15 protein-coding genes are annotated in these 16,211 nt (G+C 66.1%); 9 read left to right on the top strand and 6 right to left on the bottom strand.

Annotated elements, in window-relative coordinates; translation table 11 throughout:
- Positions 1-24: 24 nt before the first annotated feature.
- Together AC1M2K_RS06275 and AC1M2K_RS06270 are read right to left on the bottom strand one after the other, a co-directional pair.
- Positions 25-381: a nuclear transport factor 2 family protein gene (locus tag AC1M2K_RS06275; protein WP_480240268.1), complete on the bottom strand. Its 357-nt coding sequence runs from the start codon at positions 379-381 to the stop codon at positions 25-27.
- A 26-nt stretch (positions 382-407) separates the two neighbouring features.
- Positions 408-764: a hypothetical protein gene (locus AC1M2K_RS06270; RefSeq protein ID WP_480240267.1), complete on the bottom strand. Its 357-nt coding sequence runs from the start codon at positions 762-764 to the stop codon at positions 408-410.
- Between the two features lie 101 nt (positions 765-865).
- On the opposite strand from AC1M2K_RS06270, the gene AC1M2K_RS06265 reads away from it, so the two are divergent.
- Complete coding sequence (locus tag AC1M2K_RS06265) at positions 866-3,013, top strand: RecQ family ATP-dependent DNA helicase (RefSeq protein ID WP_480240266.1); 2,148 nt, start codon at positions 866-868, stop codon at positions 3,011-3,013.
- On the opposite strand, the gene AC1M2K_RS06260 is transcribed toward AC1M2K_RS06265, so the two are convergent.
- Positions 2,991-3,506: an 8-oxo-dGTP diphosphatase gene (locus tag AC1M2K_RS06260; protein ID WP_480240265.1), complete on the bottom strand. Its 516-nt coding sequence runs from the start codon at positions 3,504-3,506 to the stop codon at positions 2,991-2,993. The genes AC1M2K_RS06265 and AC1M2K_RS06260 overlap by 23 nt on opposite strands.
- A gap of 245 nt (positions 3,507-3,751) precedes the next feature.
- Positions 3,752-4,117: a TraR/DksA family transcriptional regulator gene (locus tag AC1M2K_RS06255; RefSeq protein WP_480240264.1), complete on the bottom strand. Its 366-nt coding sequence runs from the start codon at positions 4,115-4,117 to the stop codon at positions 3,752-3,754.
- Between the two features lie 154 nt (positions 4,118-4,271).
- Between AC1M2K_RS06255 and AC1M2K_RS06250 the strand changes: the two genes are divergently transcribed.
- The 8 genes from AC1M2K_RS06250 to AC1M2K_RS06215 all read left to right on the top strand — a co-directional run bounded on the left by AC1M2K_RS06250 (position 4,272) and on the right by AC1M2K_RS06215 (position 12,891).
- Entirely contained in the window at positions 4,272-4,625 is a 354-nt protein-coding gene (locus AC1M2K_RS06250) for a hypothetical protein (RefSeq protein ID WP_480238871.1), read from the top strand.
- A 95-nt stretch (positions 4,626-4,720) separates the two neighbouring features.
- On the top strand, positions 4,721-4,993 hold the full coding sequence (locus AC1M2K_RS06245; RefSeq protein ID WP_480240263.1) for a GIY-YIG nuclease family protein: 273 nt from the start codon (positions 4,721-4,723) through the stop codon (positions 4,991-4,993).
- Positions 4,994-5,119: 126 nt separating this feature from the next.
- A complete protein-coding gene (locus tag AC1M2K_RS06240) occupies positions 5,120-7,372 on the top strand; it encodes a DUF6049 family protein (RefSeq protein ID WP_480240262.1) in 2,253 nt (750 codons plus the stop codon).
- A complete protein-coding gene (murJ, locus tag AC1M2K_RS06235; protein ID WP_480240261.1) occupies positions 7,369-8,997 on the top strand; it encodes a murein biosynthesis integral membrane protein MurJ in 1,629 nt (542 codons plus the stop codon). Before AC1M2K_RS06240 ends, murJ begins: the two co-directional genes overlap by 4 nt.
- Before the next feature lie 111 nt (positions 8,998-9,108).
- Positions 9,109-10,083, top strand: a complete 975-nt coding sequence (gene trxB, locus AC1M2K_RS06230) for a thioredoxin-disulfide reductase (protein ID WP_480240260.1) — start codon at positions 9,109-9,111, stop codon at positions 10,081-10,083.
- A 31-nt stretch (positions 10,084-10,114) separates the two neighbouring features.
- Positions 10,115-10,438 (top strand): thioredoxin, encoded by a 324-nt coding sequence (gene trxA, locus AC1M2K_RS06225; RefSeq protein WP_480240259.1) that lies wholly within the window; start codon positions 10,115-10,117, stop codon positions 10,436-10,438.
- A 140-nt stretch (positions 10,439-10,578) separates the two neighbouring features.
- The gene (locus tag AC1M2K_RS06220) at positions 10,579-11,901 is read left to right on the top strand and encodes an aminotransferase-like domain-containing protein (RefSeq protein WP_480238876.1); all 1,323 of its coding nucleotides are present in this window, start codon (positions 10,579-10,581) and stop codon (positions 11,899-11,901) included.
- A gap of 36 nt (positions 11,902-11,937) precedes the next feature.
- On the top strand, positions 11,938-12,891 hold the full coding sequence (locus AC1M2K_RS06215; RefSeq protein ID WP_480240258.1) for a D-alanine--D-alanine ligase family protein: 954 nt from the start codon (positions 11,938-11,940) through the stop codon (positions 12,889-12,891).
- Between the two features lie 29 nt (positions 12,892-12,920).
- On the opposite strand, the gene AC1M2K_RS06210 is transcribed toward AC1M2K_RS06215, so the two are convergent.
- Together AC1M2K_RS06210 and AC1M2K_RS06205 are read right to left on the bottom strand one after the other, a co-directional pair.
- On the bottom strand, positions 12,921-13,874 hold the full coding sequence (locus AC1M2K_RS06210; RefSeq protein ID WP_480240257.1) for a ParB/RepB/Spo0J family partition protein: 954 nt from the start codon (positions 13,872-13,874) through the stop codon (positions 12,921-12,923).
- Positions 13,874-14,845 carry a ParA family protein gene (locus tag AC1M2K_RS06205; protein ID WP_480240256.1) on the bottom strand — a complete coding sequence of 324 codons (972 nt, stop codon included), beginning with the start codon at positions 14,843-14,845 and terminating at the stop codon, positions 13,874-13,876. The genes AC1M2K_RS06210 and AC1M2K_RS06205 overlap by 1 nt, the downstream gene beginning before the upstream one ends.
- Positions 14,846-16,211 lie beyond the last annotated feature (1,366 nt).

Raw genomic sequence — 16,211 nt, 5'->3', positions numbered from 1 at the left:
GGCCCGACTGATCGGTGCGGTCAGTCAGGTGCGTGCGTCGGGGTCTATCTCGACCGTGTACGACGTGATGGTTCGGATCCGGCCGTCGTCGAACTCATAGATATCGCAGGATGACACCCCTGTGACGCCGTCCTTGTCTTCGTACCGCCCGATCACGTCGACGGCGACGACATCACCGTTGCCGGTGGACACGAACCGGAGCCAGGTGGTGGTCACGTCCGTAAGTTCGGCAGCGGTTCCGCGACAGGCGTCGGTCACCGCGGAGCGGCCCTCCAGCCTGGCCTCGCCGACGAGATTCCAGACCACGTCGTCGGCGAGAAGGTTTAGCGCCTCTTCGAATCGGTGGCCGGAGAAGGCGCGCGCCACGTCTTCGTTCGTCATCGGGTGCTCCTTCGTGCGTGTCGTGCTCAGGACGTCGGGTGTTCGGCGCGGTAGCGGTCGAGCAGCCGGTCGAGCAGCCGAACGAGTTCCGCCGCCATCTCCTCGTCCAGCGACGAGAACGAGAACGTCGCCCTGCCGGTACGCCGTGATTGCAGGGCGTCGGAGGCCAGCGCGAGGTCGTCGGGGTATCGGTCGGCGATGATCAGGTAGAGACCGACGTTCCCCTTGTTGCGTTTGAGCGCCGCGAAATAGTCGTGCCCAGTGGCACCGGGCCAGATCAGCGCCGGGATGCCGTAGATCGTCCCGTCCACGAGTTCTGGGCGGTACCGGTCGAGGATCGCAGTGAGTTGCGCCTCCACCTCCGCCGGATCGGTCGTAGCCATGGCCGGAGTCTAGGCTTTCAGCCGCTTCGGGTCACCCCCTGCCCCACCACCGCACACGATCACAGACCCGTCCTGTCAGCCGCACCTGACAAGCTGGGACCATGACCGACACCCGGGCCGATGCCCTCGACATCCTGCGCACGCTGGTCGGTTCGCCCGACGCCGACTTCCACGACGGCCAGTTCGAAGCCATCGAGACCCTCGTCGCCGACCGCAAGCGTGCCCTCGTCGTGCAACGCACCGGGTGGGGCAAGTCGGCGGTCTACTTCGTGGCCACGCTGCTCCTCCGTCGGCAGGGTGCTGGGCCGACCCTGCTGGTGTCGCCGCTGCTCGCCCTCATGCGCGACCAGGTCGAAGCGGCCGCGCGCGCCGGTGTGCGCGCCGTGGCCATCAACTCGGCCAACCCGCACGAGTGGGGCGATGTGCTCACGAAGCTCGACAACGACGAGGTCGACGTGCTCCTCGTCTCGCCTGAACGGTTGAACAACCCACGTTTCCGTGAGGAGCAGTTGCCGAAGCTCGTGCAGCGCACCGGCCTGCTCGTCGTCGACGAGGCCCACTGCATCTCCGACTGGGGTCACGACTTCCGCCCGGACTATCGGCGCCTCCGCGACCTCATCGCCGAGATGCCGCACGGCGTCCCGGTGCTGGCGACGACCGCGACGGCCAACTCCCGCGTCGTCACCGATGTCGCCGAGCAGCTCGAGCACGCCGGCGGCGAACCCGTCGTGACCATCCGCGGTCCGCTCGCGAGAGCATCCCTCCGCCTCGGTGTCCTCCGACTTCCGGATGCCGGTGCCCGGCTCGGCTGGCTGCTGAGCCACCTCGGAGAACTCCGCGGCTCCGGGATCATCTACGCCCTGACCGTGTCTGCCGCCGAGGACACCGCCCGTCTGCTGCGTGAGGCCGGGCACGAGGTGCAGGCGTACACCGGGCGAACGGATGCCGGCGATCGCGAAGGCCTCGAGCAGGCGCTCAAGAACAACCAGGTCAAGGCGCTCGTCGCCACGAGCGCGCTTGGCATGGGTTTCGACAAGCCGGACCTCGGTTTCGTCCTGCACCTCGGAGCGCCATCGTCGCCAGTGGCGTACTACCAGCAGGTCGGACGTGCCGGTCGTGCGGCCATGATCGAGGGGAGGGCGGCCAGCGCCGATGTGCTGCTCCTGCCAGGAACCGAGGACGAAGCCATCTGGCAGTACTTCGCCACGTCGTCGATGCCGAACGAGCAGAAGGCCCTCGCCGTCATCGACGAGCTCGCGTTCAACGGAGCCCCGCTGTCGACCCCCGCTCTCGAGGCGCGGGTGAACCTCAAGCGCAGCCCGCTTGAACTGCTGCTCAAGGTACTCGACGTCGACGGCGCCGTGCAAAGGGTCACCGGCGGCTGGGTCGCCACCGGGCAGCCCTGGGTCTACGACGCCGAACGGTACGAGCGCATCTCGGCCGCCCGCGTCCAGGAGCAGAACTCGATGCTCGAGTACGAACGCACCACCGGATGTCGCATGGAGTTTCTCCAGCGCGCCCTCGACGACGACACAGCCGTACCCTGCGGTCGCTGCGACAACTGTGCGGCGGCGGCTGGTGAGCCGGCCTGGTATCCCACCGACGTGCGGCAGGAGGCATCCGGCCAGGCACAGAAATCGCTCAGCCGCGTCGGGGTCGCCATCGAACCGCGTGCCCAGTGGCCGACGGGTGCCGAGAATCTCGGCGTGCCGGTTCGCGGCAAGATCGCGCCGGAGGAGCGGGTCGAGGCGGGGCGCGCCCTGGCCCGGCTCACCGACCTCGGCTGGGGCGGGACACTCCGCGATCTCTTCGCCCCGACGACACCGGACGCGACGGCCAGCCCGGCGCTCGTGCAGGCCTGCATCCGCGTGCTCGCTGAATGGGGTTGGGACGAACGCCCTGCCGCCGTCGTCAGCATCCCGTCACGGCGTCGTCCGCAGCTCGTCGACTCGGTCGCCCGTGCTCTCTCAGAGGTCGGCCGGCTGCCGTACCTCGGGACGCTCAGCCTGAAGAACGGCGGGCCTTCTGGCGAACCAGGTGGGAACAGTGCCTACCGGCTGGCCAGCGTCTGGGACCGGTTCGATCTGGATCCCGAGCTGGTAACCGCTCTCGAGGGTTACCGGGGTCGACCGATCCTGCTCGTCGACGACCTGGTCGACAGTCGCTGGACGCTCACCGTCGCCGGCCGCCTGCTTCGCGGCGCTGGGGCATCCGCTGTGCTGCCGTTCAGCCTCGCGCTGCAGGCCTGACCGGCACGTCGCCCGTCGCCACCGTCGACAGGTCGGCGCCGAACACGAATCGGCGTTCACAATACTCACCGTCGAGCGCCTCGGGGAGCCAGTGTTTGGCGTCGTCCCACATGCGGTCGAACGGGATGTCGTCGACACGGTGCCAGCCCAGCAGCAGCTCGTCGGATTCGATGACCTCGCCCTGCCACGCGCGGGTCGCGAACACCCACGAGACCTGACTCCATGCCGGGCGGTACGGGAACTCGTATCGGATGCGACCGAGCGGCACGAGATCCTCCTCGCGCAGTCGCAACCCTGATTCTTCGTGCACCTCGCGCACGACCGCCTGCGCGGGCGTCTCGCCCGGTTCGAGCTTTCCGCCCGGTCCGACCATCTTTCCGAGACCGAGGCCCTTCTTCTTCTCGCCGAGGAGGACCTCGTAACCGCCCTGGCCGGTTTCACGAAGGATGTAGCAGACACAGACCTCGGGAAGGTCGGGCTCGCTGTCGCTCATACGGCGAGCGTACGCGCGGATCCGCGTGCCGGCCATCGATGCCTGGCGGGTTGTCGAACTTCGGGAGGAAAATCGGCGGGTCCATCCGCTATCGGCCGATCGACACCCTGATTTTCCTCCCGAAGCGCGCGCATGCCGTACGTGACTTCGGAGATTCGAGTCGATCCGCCCCATTTAGGTGCGGATGGGGCCGTCGGCTGCCGATTCTCCGAAGTTGGGGACCGCGCTGTAACCCGCGAGAAGGGTTACCGGTGCTCTTCGGCGAGGCGGGCGCAGTCGATGCAGAGCTCGGCGGCGGGGCGCGCGTCGAGGCGGGCGCGGCCGATCGGCTTGTTGCAGCGGGTGCAGAGACCGTAGCTGCCGTCATCGACCCGGGCGAGGGCTTTGTCGATCACGGTGAGCTGCCGGGCGGCCTCTTCCTGGAGGCCGGTGAGCCTCGACCACTCGGAGGCGATGGTCGGGCCTTCCGGGTCGTGCTCGTCGTCGGTCTCTCCGTCGCGGGCGACCCGGACTTCGACGAGGGACTCCTCGGTGTGCGCCCGATGCTGCTCGAGTTCGGCGCGCTGCTCTTCGAGGACAGCGCGGAAGTGCTCCAGCGTTGTCTTGCTCAACCGTGAGTGTTCCATAGCCCATGGTTGCACGGCGCGACCCGATTGGCCCTGATTGTGCGGCGCGCGCGGGGCGGTTGACATCGGTCGCCCTTCAGAAAAACAGGCGTAACCTTTAACGCGCACACGGCTCAGACGACCAGGGAGGGGCCGACATTTGACTACGACGCCCTTCGACCTCGACCGGCTCCGCCGCTACGCACGCGATGAACTCGACGTCCTCATCGAGAACCGTTGCCGCGCCGGAGAAGACCCGTACGACTTCATCCACGACCTTCCGACGGTCGACGAACTCGTCGTCTACGAGCTGAAGACCGATGCTCTCGATGCCCGCGGACTCACCGCCGAATACACGATGGCCAGGTACGCAGCGCGCAGCAACCGGCCGGATGCCGATACCCACCGCCACAACGTCGCGAAGCTCGAGTACGAGTTGCTGCGCGAGATCGCGCTCGAGCACCCGGACCTCACGCGGACGGTCTGGACGATGATCGGGTCGATCGGCCTGTAGCCGCCCGTCCCTTCACACCCTCGAGCACCGCCGACAGTTCTCCCCGCTCTCCGGGGCCCGCCTGTCGCGACGCGGCCCCACGGCATCCTCGACCCATGCCCTACATGTACATCCTTCGCCGCGCCGACGGCACTCTGTGCACGGGGAGCACCTGGGACCTTTCGCACCGGATGGACCAGCACGAGTCAGCGCTCGGCGCCAAGTACACCTCCCGGAGGCGGCCGCTGGCCCTTGTCTACTTCGAGTACTTCGATCGGATCGATGAGGCGTACTATCGCGAACGCCAGATCCACGGCTGGGTGCGATGGAAGAAGGATCGACTGATCGCGGAGGGGCCGGGAGGAAAGGGGCCGGCGGACCAGGTCTGAGAGGGTTGGCGCTAGCCCGCACCACAGCGTTTCCGCGCCCCATGGCGCGCGCTGGCGGCATCCGCCCAGAGTCCACCCGTAGAATCAGGATTCATGCTGGCCGAGGCCCAGAGCCAGCGAGAGCCTATGACCAAGAATCGACTGCACAAGACGCTGCGCGTGATCGTTGCCACCGCGGTCGGCTTGGTGTCCCTTGGGATCGGCTCGAGCGCCATCGCCTTCGATGGGCCTGCGGGAACGGTTTCCACACCGAGATCCGGGCAGACCGCCGTCAAGACCGCCGCGGCCGATGACGAGGTCGTTGTCGAGATCAGCCAGTCCGCCAGTTCGATCAATGCGGCCGGCTCGATGACCCTGACCGTCACGATCGAGAACCTGACAGACGCAGACCTGCCGGCCGGCAGGCTCGTCATCGAATCCGGGACGGAGGCTGTCGGCTCGCGGTCCGCTCTCGCCGACTGGCTTGACGGCTCAGGCAAGACCGCAAGCGACCGTGCCGTTGCGAGCGTCGCCGTCCCATCCCTGGCCGCCGGTCTCCGTCACACGGCCACTCCGATCATCGTCAACGCTGCGCTGCTCGGCCTCCCTGCCGAGGCGGGCGTCTATCCGATCGACGCGAGCTTCACGAGCGGCGACACCGTGGCCAGCACCCACGAGACCATCGTCTACACCCCGGACGTCACCGCGCAGTCGCTCGGTGTCGCCGTCGCCGCACCGATCACTGCTCCTTCCTCGAGTGTCGGCCTGCTCAGCGCCGAAGCACTGAGCGTCTACACCTCCCCGACCGGCCTTCTCACCCGTCAGCTCGACGGGCTCATCGACCGCCCGGTCGCGCTCGGCATCGACCCCATGGTCATTGCTTCGATCCGCGCGCTCGGCAGCGCGGCACCGGCGTCCGCGGTCAGCTGGCTCGATCGACTGAGCCGCGCAACGAACGAGACATTCCCGCTGCAGTATGCGGATGCCGACGCGTCTATCCAGTCCCAGGCCGGCATCGGTGGTCTGATGAACCCGACCTCGCTGCTCTACGGCCTCGACCCGGAGAACTTCACCGACGCCGTGGATCCGGATGCCACGACGGATCCTGACCCAGGCGACCCGGCCGACCCGGAGGATCCGACGACGCCCACCGGCGAGCCGTCCGTCGCCCCGACGCCGACGCCGACCCCCGGTGAGCCGACGCTCCCGACGCTCGCCGAGCTGACCGAGTGGCCGTACACGACGACGGGGATCGTCTGGCCTGACGACGACACCGTGCTGGCGTCCGATCTTCCGGTGTTCACGGCATCCGGTGCGACGACCACGATTCTCTCCTCCAGCAACGTAACCACCAAGACCGGTTACACCCCAGGAGCCTCTGCAACGGCCAGCGACACCTCGGTCCTGCTCTCGGATGCTGTGGCATCCGAATCCCTGCGACGCGCGGCCACTGCGATCAGTACGGACGAGCAGCTCGATGCGCTGGCCGACCTCTCCGCTCAGCTCATGGTCATCGCCTCCGAGGAGGACGCGCCCGGACGCACTCTCCTGCTCACCCTCGACCGGGAGTGGCCACCGACGGGCGCGCGCCTGAGCGACGCCATCACCTCGCTCATGTCGATGCCGACCGTCGCCGGTACCGTGCTCAGCACCGCCGTCGCCCAGAAGGCGATCGCCGCGACCGTGGCCGACCAGCCGCAGTCGGCGGAAAGGGTCGCCCTCGTCAAACGGCTGCACACCCGCGAGAGCAGTCTCACCGCGTTCTCGACCATGCTCGATGAGCCGGCCCTCCTCACCGGCAGGGAGCGCGCCGAGATCCTCGCCCTTCTGGCCGTGTCGTGGCGCTCTGACCCCGAGGGCTGGACCGAGGCGGCCACCACCCATGACACCGAGACGACTGCGACGCTCGACTCGGTCGCGATCGCCGCCACCAGTCCGATCCTCATGGTGAGCAACCAGTCGTCGCTTCCATTCTCCGTTCGGAATGAATACGACCTCCCGGTCACCGTCGTCCTCCAGGCATCGAGCTCGAGCCTCAAGCTCAACGTCGACTCCAGCGTCACCCAGGTCATCCCGGCGAACGCCCGCGAATCGGTGCGGGTCCCCGTCGAGGCCAGGCTCGGCAACGGTGAGGTCACCGTCCGCCTGCAGCTGTACTCGCCGCAGAGTGCCGTCATCGGCGAGAGCGTGCTCGTGCCCGTCACGGTTCGCGCCGACTGGGAAGGCATCGGCGCCGCCATCCTCGCCGCCCTCGTCGCCGTCCTCTTCGTGCTCGGCCTCATCCGTACGGTCCGCAAACGCCGCTCCGACCGCCGCACGCTGTCCAGCGAGCAACCCTCTGATGCTCCGCAGACGACGGATGCTCCTCCCGCCACCTCGACCACCCCTGGGGATCGATGACGAAGACGACCGACAACGCCGGCATCGGACGCGCCAGTTTCTTCCTGGCATCCGGAACGATGGTCTCCCGCATCCTCGGCTTCGTGAAGGCGATGCTGCTCGCCTGGACGATCGGCCTGGTCGCGAGCAGCAGCGCTGACGCGTTCGCGGTGGCGAACCAGCTGCCGAACACGCTCTACGTCATCATCGCCGGAGGAGTGCTGAGCGCCATCCTCGTTCCGTCGATCGTCCGATCGATCGTCCATGCGGACGGCGGCAAGTCCTACGTCAACAAGCTCCTCACCCTCACCCTCGTCGTTCTCTTCGCAGCGACGACCGTCGCGGTACTCTTCGCGCCGCTTCTCGTCCAGCTGTACTCGGTCAGGCTCGACCCGGAGACGCGCGCTCTGGCCGTAGCATTCGCATACTGGTGCCTGCCGCAGATCTTCTTCTACGGCCTCTACACGGTGCTCGGCGAGATCCTCAACGCCCACAAGCTGTTCGGGCCGTACACCTGGTCACCCGTCGTCAACAACGTCGTGGCCATGGCCGGTCTCGTGGTGTTCATCCTGCTGTTCGGCGCCGACCCCAACGGCACCAGGCTGGTTACGGAGTGGACGCCTGACATGACCGCCGTGCTGGCGGGCACCGCCACCCTCGGCGTCGCCATCCAGGCGCTCATCCTGTTCTTCTTCTGGCGCCGGGTCGGCCTGAGCTTCCGTCCGGACTTCCGCTGGCGCGGCATCGGCCTGCGCGCAACAGGCAAGCTGGCCGGCTGGTCGTTCGCGATGCTCGGCCTGACCACCCTGGCCGGGCTGGTCCAGAGCAACGTCGTGCTCATCGCCTCAGGTGAAGGTCCGTCCACGGCCGCCCTGCAGAACGCGTGGCTGATCTTCATGCTGCCTCACTCTGTCATCACCCTGTCTGTCGCGACCGCGTATTTCACCCGGCTCGCCGAACACGTCCACGAGAACCGGACCGACGAACTGAAAACGGATGTCTCCGCCGCAACCCGTCAGATCACCCTGATCATTGTCCTGGCCACCGCAGGACTGATCGTCCTGTCCTTCCCGTTCGCGAGTCTCTTCACAGCGGCGTTCAGTGACACAGCGGCGATGGGTTTCGTGCTCATCGCCTACCTCGCCGGTCTGGTCCCTTTTGCGGTGCTGTTCGTCTTCCAGCGCACGTTCTACGCCCTCGGAGACACGCGCACGCCGTTCTTCTTCACACTCGTGCAGGTCGTCGTCTACATCGCGCTCGCTCTGGCCTGCTCCCTGCTACCACTTTCACTGATCGGCGTCGGGCTGGCCATCTCGATGTCGATCTCGATCACGGTCCAGATGGTGACCGCTGGCATCCTTCTCCGGAAGCGGATCGCGGGGCTCGACATCGCCAGGATCGTTCGCAGCCTCGTGGTCTACTCGGTGGCCGCCGTACCCGCCGCTCTCGTCGGTGCCGGCCTCGTGTGGCTGCTCGGCGGGTACTCAGGGGGATGGGCCATCGCTTCGGTCCTCGGAGCCCTCGTGACGATGGCCCTCGTCGCCGTCGTCATGTCAGCGGTCTATGTGGGGGCGCTCACGCTGATGCGTTCCGCAGAGCTGCGCGAGGCACTCGCCCCTGTGACCCGCCGTCTGCGCCGCCGATAGAGGCTCTGCACCTGGCGAACCCACACGCACCGGGCGTCGTTCAGGCTCCCGGAATATCGGCGAACTAAGATGTGTTCCACTCAGCGACTGACATCTTCCAAGGAGCTCTACGTGCGCAACGTCATCATCATCGGGTCCGGCCCTGCCGGTTACACCGCCGCCATCTACGCGGCCCGGGCCAACCTGAACCCGCTGCTTCTGGCGTCGAGTGTCGAGGCCGGCGGCGAGCTGATGAACACCACCGAGGTGGAGAACTACCCCGGCTTCCCCGAGGGAATCCAGGGCCCGGAGCTCATGAGCAAGTTCCAGGAGCAGGCTGAGCGCTTCGGAACCGAGGTCATTCTCGACGACGTCACCGAGGTCTCCCTCTCCGGAGACGTGAAGACCGTCAAGACCGGGTACTCGGGCGACTTCGAGGCGGCATCCGTCATCGTGGCCACCGGCAGTGCCTACCGCCAGCTCGGACTGGCCGACGAAGAGCGCCTCTCGGGCCGCGGTATCTCCTGGTGCGCGACCTGCGACGGCTTCTTCTTCAAGCAGAAGACCATCGCTGTGGTCGGCGGCGGCGACTCCGCCATGGAGGAAGCCACCTTCCTCACTCGCTTTGCATCCAAGGTGTACGTCATTCACCGCAAGGACACCCTGCGCGCTTCCAAGATCATGCAGGAGCGTGCCTTCTCCAACGACAAGATCGAGTTCATCTGGAACTCCGAGGTCGTCGGCATCTCCGGTGAGAACGCCGTCGATGGCGTCACGCTCAAGTCCACGGTCGACGGTACAGAGAGCCACCTCGAACTCGGTGGACTGTTTGTGGCGATCGGCAACGACCCGCGCACCCACCTGTTCCACGGTCAGCTCGAGCTCACCACAGACGGCACCATCGCCGTCGACGGCCGCTCGTCGAAGACCAACCTGCCCGGTGTTTTCGCGGCAGGGGACGTCATCGACCCCACGTACCGCCAGGCCGTGACCGCTGCGGCATCCGGAACCGTCGCCGCCCTCGACGCCGAGCACTTCCTCGCCGACCGGGAGCAGGCAGAATCCGCCAGCCCAAAAGCTGAAGCCGCCCTCGCGGCATCCGTCTAGACTTCGAACCATCCACAAAGGAGAAAACCCCATGTCAGCACGTGCAGTATCTGAGAGCACTTTCGACGCAGAGGTTCTGCAGAGCGCCCGCCCGGTGCTCGTCGACTTCTGGGCAGAGTGGTGTGGCCCCTGCCGCATGGTCTCACCGATCCTCGACCAGATCGCGTCTGAGAACATCGACAAGCTCGACATCGTCAAGGTGAACGTCGACGAGAACCCGGGCCTGGCGATGCAGTACCAGATCACGTCCATCCCCGCACTCAAGGTGTTCAAGGGTGGCGAGGTCGCTCAGACCATCATCGGCGCAAAGCCGAAAGCAGCCCTCGAGGCCGACCTGGCCGTCTTCCTGGCGTAGCCCGACGACCCTCGACCCTCGACCCGTCCGGCACACGCCGGGCGGGTCGTTCTCGTTTAACCGCCCGGCAGGAGCCGCACCCCGCAATTCGCCCCACCCCAACACAGATAACATCGATTAGGACCAGGAACGGAAGAACAGTGTCAGAACCAGGCATCCGCCAAGCATCCGGAAACAACCTCGACCCGTGGTACGGCTCTTACGCCGCCCGCACGGCCGGGTTGGCCGCCAGCGAGGTCCGTGCCCTGTTCGCCGTCGCCAGCCGCCCTGAGGTCGTTTCGCTGGCCGGTGGGATGCCGTACGTGTCCGCTCTGCCTGAAGACCTGGTCACGGATGCCATGAGTCGCGTCATGCGCGAGCAGGGCCCCGTCGCACTGCAGTACGGCTCTGGGCAGGGTGTCGAGAAGCTGCGCGAACAGACCCTCGAGGTGATGGCGCTCGAGGGCATCCAGGGCAGTGCGTCCGATGTCGTGATCACCACGGGCAGCCAGCACGCGCTCGAACTGTTCAGCAAACTGTTCATCGACCCGGGCGACGTCGTCCTTGCCGAGGGACCCAGTTACGTCACCGCGATGGTGATCTTCAAGAGCTACCAGGCCGAAGTGAACCACGTACCGATGGACAACGACGGGCTCATCCCCGAGGCGTTGCGCGAGCACATCGCCCGACTCAAGGCCGACGGCAAGCGGATCAAGTTCCTGTACACGATCCCGACCTTCCACAACCCGGCCGGTGTGACGCTGTCTGAGGCCCGTCGCAGCGAGATCCTCGAGATCGCGCGTGAGAACGACATCCTCGTGCTCGAGGACAACCCGTACGGCCTGCTGTACTTCGACCAGAAGCCTCCGGCAGCGCTGCGATCGCTCGAGCACGACGGCGTCGTGTACCTCGGCACCTTCTCGAAGACGCTCGCTCCCGGCTTCCGTGTCGGCTGGGCCCTCGCGCCCCACGCCATCCGTGAGAAGCTGATCCTCGCCAACGAGGCCGCAATCCTCTGCCCGTCGTCGTTCAGCCAGCTCGTCATCTCCCAGTACCTGGACCAGGCCGACTGGAAGGGCCAGATCAACACCTTCCGCGGGGTCTACAAGGAGCGCAAGGAGACGATGCTCGCTGCACTCGGCGAGTACCTTCCCGACCTCACGTGGACCGATCCCACCGGCGGTTTCTACGTCTGGCTGACCCTTCCCGAACGACTCGATTCGAAGGCGATGCTCCCGCGCGCGGTCAAGGAACTGGTCGCGTACACCCCGGGGACGGCCTTCTATGCCGACGGTGACGGGCGCAGGAACATCCGGCTCTCGTTCTGTTATCCGACACCGGAGAGCATCAGGGTCGGCATCCGCCGGCTGGCCACCGTCATCAACGGCGAGCTCGACCTGCTGGACACGTTCGCGGGCACCGGCACGCTGACGAGTGCGCGGTCGCGTGTCTCGTACACCGCTCCTCCACCCAACATGTCCTGACACCCGCCCTAAACAGACCACAGAAAAGGCCTGATCATGACCACTTTCAAAAAGCTCGACATCGTGGTGCTCGCCGGCGGGATCTCGCACGAACGTGATGTGTCCCTGCGATCGGGACGACGCGTCGCCGAGGAACTGCAGACAGCCGGACACACGGTCACGCTCCGCGACCCCGACGCGACCCTGCTCGCCGCACTGACCGAGAAGAACCCGGATGTCGTCTGGCCGGCTCTCCACGGGGCCAGCGGTGAAGACGGGGCGCTCCAGGCGCTGCTGCGCGCCAGGGGTATCCGTTATGTCGGATCTCACCCCGAAGCAGCCGGACTGGCCTGGTTCAAGCCGACCGCAAAGGTGCTGGTTTCCCGTGCCGGCATCGCCACGCCCGCCTGGCTTGCGCTGCCCACCGAGACCTTCCGTGAGCTCGGTGCCAATGGCGTCCTGGCGGAAGTCCTGCACGGTATCGGCGCTGCCGCCGTCGTGAAGCCCGCGCAGGGCGGTTCGGCGCAGGGAGTGACGATCGTGACGGATGCCGCGGATCTGCCGCGCGCCATGGTCGACGCATACACCTACTCGGATGTCGCGCTGATCGAGAAGAAGATCGAGGGCACAGAGTTGGCGATCACCGTGATCGACTCCGGACACGGCCCTGTGGCGCTTCCTGCCGTCGAGATCCAGCCGCTGTCGGGCGTCTACAGCTTCGAAGCGCGTTACAACGCGGGGGAGACCACCTTCTACGCCCCGGCGCGGGTGTCCGAAGAGGTCGCCGCTCACGCGGCCGAGGTGGCCGTGCAGGTGCACACCCTGCTCGGGCTGCGGCAGATCTCCCGCATCGACGTCATCGTCGATGAGGAGGGCGTCGTCTGGTTCCTCGAGGCGAACATGCTTCCCGGGCTCACGGAGACGTCACTCGTGCCCCAGGCCATCGAGGCGGCCGGGCTCACCCTGGCATCCGCATACAGCGCTCTCGCGATCGCAGCAGCCGGGGAGTGACCCCCAGCCCGCTGCGGCGAGGTGGATGGCTATCCGCCGTAGACCGGTTCACCGATCTCGTCGAGGATCCTGTTCAAGTCGGCGATGGTCGCGAAATCGATCGTGACCTGGCCTTTCTTCGCTCCAAGTGAGACCTTCACCCTGGTGTTGAGCCGGTCGCCGAGTCGTTCGCCGATCTCGTCGAGGTGCCCGTGTCGCGATCCGGCTGCGGGCTTGGGCTTCTTCGGAGCGAGGCCCTGGGCAGCAGCGGCCTCGGCAGCTCTCACTGAGAGGTCTTCGTTGACGATCTTGTCAGCGAGGCGGAGCATCCCCTCGTGGTGGCCGACCGACAGAACGGCGCGCGCGTGTCCCGCGCTCAGCACACCGGCCGCGACGCGCTTCTGCACGGATTCAGGCAGCTTCAGGAGCCGGATGGTGTTGGTAATTTGTGGCCGTGACCGGCCAATTCTCTGCGCCAGCTGATCCTGGGTGATCCCGAAGTCGGCGAGGAGCTGCTGGTAGGCGGACGCCTCCTCGAGCGGGTTGAGATTGGAGCGATGGAGGTTCTCCAGGAGAGCATCCCTGAGCATGTCCTCGTTCGCGGTGTCCTTGATGACGGCCGGGATGCTGTCGAGCCCGACCTCCTTGGTCGCGCGCAGCCGACGCTCACCCATGATGAGCTCGTATTTGCCGGTTTCGGTCGCGTGCTTGCGCACCACGATCGGCTGAAGGACACCGACTTCGCGGATGCTGTGGACCAGTTCCGCGAGGTGGTCCACGTCGAAGTGGGTGCGCGGCTGCACGGCGTTGGGGAGGATGTCGTGTGGGTCGAGGTTCACGAGACGGGCGCCTGGGACGTCGACGAGCTGCGCCTCAGCCGTCCGACTGGAGCTGCTCTCAGGGAAGAAGACGTCGACGGGCCGGCCGTTGTCTGTCATCTCCTGGGTCGTCGTGGGGATGAGTGACCCAATTCCGCGGCCGAGACCGGTGCGTTTCGCAGCCATTAGTGTGTTGCTCCTTCAGTGGATAGTGCAGTGTCGTTCTGTGTTGCCGCCGCTGCGGCGTGCCTGGTCGCGATCTCAGCTGCCGCCTCGAGGTACGAGATGGCGCCGACCCCGCTGGGGTCGTGGCTGATGACCGTCTGGCCGAAGCTCGGGGCCTCGGAGATCCTCACCGATCGCGGGATCACAGTGACGAGCACCTCGTTGGGGAAGTGCTCCCGAACGTCGTCAGCGACCTGATGCGCGAGATTCGTACGGCTGTCATACATGGTGAGGAGGATCGTCGAGAGCTTCAGCGGCGGATTCAGGTGCTTCTGGATGAGCTGGATGCTGTTGAGCAGCTGGCTGAGGCCCTCCAGGGCATAGTATTCGGCCTGAATCGGGATCAAAACCTCGCGTGCAGCAACAAATGCGTTGATTGTGAGAAGCCCGAGCGACGGCGGGCAGTCGATCAGCACGTAATGGAACGGGATCTCCGCCTCGGCGACGAACGTCTCGAGGGCGGTGCGGAGACGGTGCTCCCTGGCCACCTGCGAGACGAGCTCGATCTCGGCCCCGGCGAGGTGAATTGTTGACGGGGCACAGAACAGCGTGTCGAATTCCGGGCTCTTCTGGACGACATCCGCGAGCGGAAAGTCATCGATGATCACGTCGTAGATGCTCGGAACTTCGGCGTGATGGTCGACGCCGAGGGCCGTAGATGCGTTTCCCTGGGGATCGAGGTCGATCACGAGCACGCGAGCCCCGGATTTGGCCAGCGCCGCGGCGATGTTTACCGTCGTCGTGGTCTTGCCCACGCCGCCCTTTTGATTGGAAACCGTGAAAATCCGCGTGTTTTCGGGTAGAGGGACTTTCGCTTCAGCGAGATTCTTGCGGCGGTGAGTCAGATCGAGGATCTCCCGCATGAGAGGAGATGTTTCGTCGATCGTGGACGTTGTGCTCACCGACTCTCCTTCAGATTGGGGATGTTTCACGTGAAACGGTCTCCGTTCTCTCGTTCCTTCCAACCGTACCTGACCCCACGCGCCCGGCCCGCCAACCGAGGCCGTGTGTGCGCCTTCCGTGGGCGTCCGCCCACTCGGCACCCCGTTGATCCGCCCGCCCCGCTGATCGGGTGACCCGTTGATCGGATGACGCGCTGATCGGGTGACCCGCTGATCGAGCCTGTCGAGATCTCGACTCAATACAGCTTGCGACCTCGTTTCACGTGAAACATCCAACGGTCGGGCAGCCACCCGCCCCTTTTTCGTACAGCCCGGTGCTCGAGTCACCTCAGTGATCGAGCCCCTCGAGATCCTGGGCAGCTCGGCGTTTCACGTGAAACCACTCGTTGAGAGCCGGTCGACCCCCGTGGATCCAGCTTGTCGCGATCCCTCCTCGGCTGGCCGGGAGATCGAACCCAGGCACAGCGTTTCACGTGAAACACCGCCGTGACTCCCCACTCGATCGAGCTCGCCGAGATCCAGGGGCCAGATGCTCTCTCGAAAGCGTCTCGACGGGCTCAATGACCGATGTGCCCGCCGACACGACGTGGAGGGTGCATTGTTTCACGTGAAACCGACCTCGAGCGGCTGGTTCCCCTCCCGTGGATCGACCCTGTCGACTCTGGGGAGACCTATTGACCGATAAGGCATCCTGACTGACCCAACGGCTGCCAGCGCAGCCACCGTTTCACGTGACACTCCGTCAACGGTGGGCGTGCGACACGGCGAGAAACACTTCGGTGACGCAAAAGCCATTCGACGGGCTTAACCGCCATGCGCGGGCATATCCACGAGCTCGACGAACGGGCGCACTCCAAAGGTTTCACGTGAAACACCGTCGACAGGTGCTCCCGTCACGGCGATCGAGCTAGTCGAGACCGCATACCTCGACCCCGGGTCTCGTCCCGACAGGACCGCTGAGCGAAGGAACGCGAGTCGCCGCGCCCGGTGCCGCCTACCAGCACCGGGCGCGGCGGGCCTGAGCCCAGCTGTAGGGGAGGGCCTTCCACTATGGATCATCACGATCGACCTGAGCTCGTCTCGCCTTCTCACGTTGCACAATGCCCGGCAGTGCGGCCTGCCGTCGATGAGCGCTCGGTGTTTGCGGCGACCCACCGCTGGGACTGCTTCTCGCGCCCGAGGGCCTCGGCGTGTTGGGGCATTTCTCCGAGTGCACCAGCCTCACGGGTAGCCGGCGTCGCGTAACGACCGAACCTGGCCCAGCATTGTGTCCTGCCACCCGCTCAAACACGCGCAAGGTACTGCCCACGGAGTAGGTTCCGTCGGAACACTCGATGATGTCCATGTATGCCATGCACTCAGTCTCGATGCGCCCGCACACCTCGATGACGAATCG

It is taken from the genome of Mycetocola sp. Y171, assembly GCF_056713165.1.
This window is presented reverse-complemented; position numbering and strand designations above follow the sequence as displayed.

What these genes read in the sequence shown, in the direction of transcription:
- AC1M2K_RS06265 (WP_480240266.1), top strand. Translation starts at nt 866, where the DNA reads ATGACCGACACCCGGGCCGATGCCCTCGACATCCTGCGCACGCTGGTC.
- AC1M2K_RS06270 (WP_480240267.1), bottom strand. Translation starts at nt 764, where the DNA reads ATGGCTACGACCGATCCGGCGGAGGTGGAGGCGCAACTCACTGCGATC.
- AC1M2K_RS06260 (WP_480240265.1), bottom strand. Translation starts at nt 3,506, where the DNA reads ATGAGCGACAGCGAGCCCGACCTTCCCGAGGTCTGTGTCTGCTACATC.
- AC1M2K_RS06240 (WP_480240262.1), top strand. Translation starts at nt 5,120, where the DNA reads ATGACCAAGAATCGACTGCACAAGACGCTGCGCGTGATCGTTGCCACC.
- murJ (WP_480240261.1), top strand. Translation starts at nt 7,369, where the DNA reads ATGACGAAGACGACCGACAACGCCGGCATCGGACGCGCCAGTTTCTTC.
- AC1M2K_RS06275 (WP_480240268.1), bottom strand. Translation starts at nt 381, where the DNA reads ATGACGAACGAAGACGTGGCGCGCGCCTTCTCCGGCCACCGATTCGAA.
- AC1M2K_RS06215 (WP_480240258.1), top strand. Translation starts at nt 11,938, where the DNA reads ATGACCACTTTCAAAAAGCTCGACATCGTGGTGCTCGCCGGCGGGATC.
- trxA (WP_480240259.1), top strand. Translation starts at nt 10,115, where the DNA reads ATGTCAGCACGTGCAGTATCTGAGAGCACTTTCGACGCAGAGGTTCTG.
- AC1M2K_RS06210 (WP_480240257.1), bottom strand. Translation starts at nt 13,874, where the DNA reads ATGGCTGCGAAACGCACCGGTCTCGGCCGCGGAATTGGGTCACTCATC.
- AC1M2K_RS06245 (WP_480240263.1), top strand. Translation starts at nt 4,721, where the DNA reads ATGCCCTACATGTACATCCTTCGCCGCGCCGACGGCACTCTGTGCACG.